The sequence below is a fragment of the Pseudomonas sp. LAIL14HWK12:I10 genome, from assembly GCF_900184205.1.
Lineage (GTDB): Bacteria > Pseudomonadota > Gammaproteobacteria > Pseudomonadales > Pseudomonadaceae > Aquipseudomonas > Aquipseudomonas kermanshahensis.
In genome coordinates this window covers 1-1418 of sequence record NZ_FXWU01000031.1, presented here as the reverse complement: position 1 = coordinate 1418, position 1418 = coordinate 1, and the positions used below count along the sequence as shown (strand labels likewise).

1 rRNA gene is annotated in these 1418 nt (G+C 53.0%); it reads right to left on the bottom strand.

The annotated features are described in order from the left end of the window. Positions 1–22 precede the first annotated feature (22 nt). Positions 23–1418 (bottom strand): 23S ribosomal RNA (locus tag QOS90_RS27495); the annotation flags it as partial.

Here is a 1418-nt window from a genome sequence, read left to right as displayed (position 1 = left end):
TAGCAAATTGCTTGGGTGTTATATGGTCAAGCCTCACGGGCAATTAGTATTGGTTAGCTCAACGCCTCACAGCGCTTACACACCCAACCTATCAACGTCGTAGTCTTCGACGGCCCTTTAGGGGATTCAAGATCCCAGTGAGATCTCATCTTGAGGCAAGTTTCCCGCTTAGATGCTTTCAGCGGTTATCTCTTCCGAACATAGCTACCCGGCAATGCCACTGGCGTGACAACCGGAACACCAGAGGTTCGTCCACTCCGGTCCTCTCGTACTAGGAGCAGCCCCTCTCAAATCTCAAACGTCCACGGCAGATAGGGACCGAACTGTCTCACGACGTTCTAAACCCAGCTCGCGTACCACTTTAAATGGCGAACAGCCATACCCTTGGGACCGGCTTCAGCCCCAGGATGTGATGAGCCGACATCGAGGTGCCAAACACCGCCGTCGATATGAACTCTTGGGCGGTATCAGCCTGTTATCCCCGGAGTACCTTTTATCCGTTGAGCGATGGCCCTTCCATACAGAACCACCGGATCACTAAGACCTACTTTCGTACCTGCTCGACGTGTTTGTCTCGCAGTCAAGCGCGCTTTTGCCTTTATACTCTACGACCGATTTCCGACCGGTCTGAGCGCACCTTCGTACTCCTCCGTTACTCTTTGGGAGGAGACCGCCCCAGTCAAACTACCCACCATACACTGTCCTCGATCCGGATAACGGACCTGAGTTAGAACCTCAAAGTTGCCAGGGTGGTATTTCAAGGATGGCTCCATGAGAACTGGCGTCCCCACTTCAAAGCCTCCCACCTATCCTACACAAGCAAATTCAAAGTCCAGTGCAAAGCTATAGTAAAGGTTCACGGGGTCTTTCCGTCTAGCCGCGGATACACTGCATCTTCACAGCGATTTCAATTTCACTGAGTCTCGGGTGGAGACAGCGCCGCCATCGTTACGCCATTCGTGCAGGTCGGAACTTACCCGACAAGGAATTTCGCTACCTTAGGACCGTTATAGTTACGGCCGCCGTTTACCGGGGCTTCGATCAAGAGCTTCGCTTGCGCTAACCCCATCAATTAACCTTCCGGCACCGGGCAGGCGTCACACCCTATACGTCCACTTTCGTGTTTGCAGAGTGCTGTGTTTTTAATAAACAGTCGCAGCGGCCTGGTATCTTCGACCGGCATGGGCTTACGGAGCAAGTCCTTAACCCTCGCCGGCGCACCTTCTCCCGAAGTTACGGTGCCATTTTGCCTAGTTCCTTCACCCGAGTTCTCTCAAGCGCCTTGGTATTCTCTACCTAACCACCTGTGTCGGTTTGGGGTACGGTTCCCAGTTATCTGAAGCTTAGGAGCTTTTCTTGGAAGCATGGCATCAACCACTTCGTCGCCTAAAGGCAACTCGTCATCAGCTCTCGGCCTT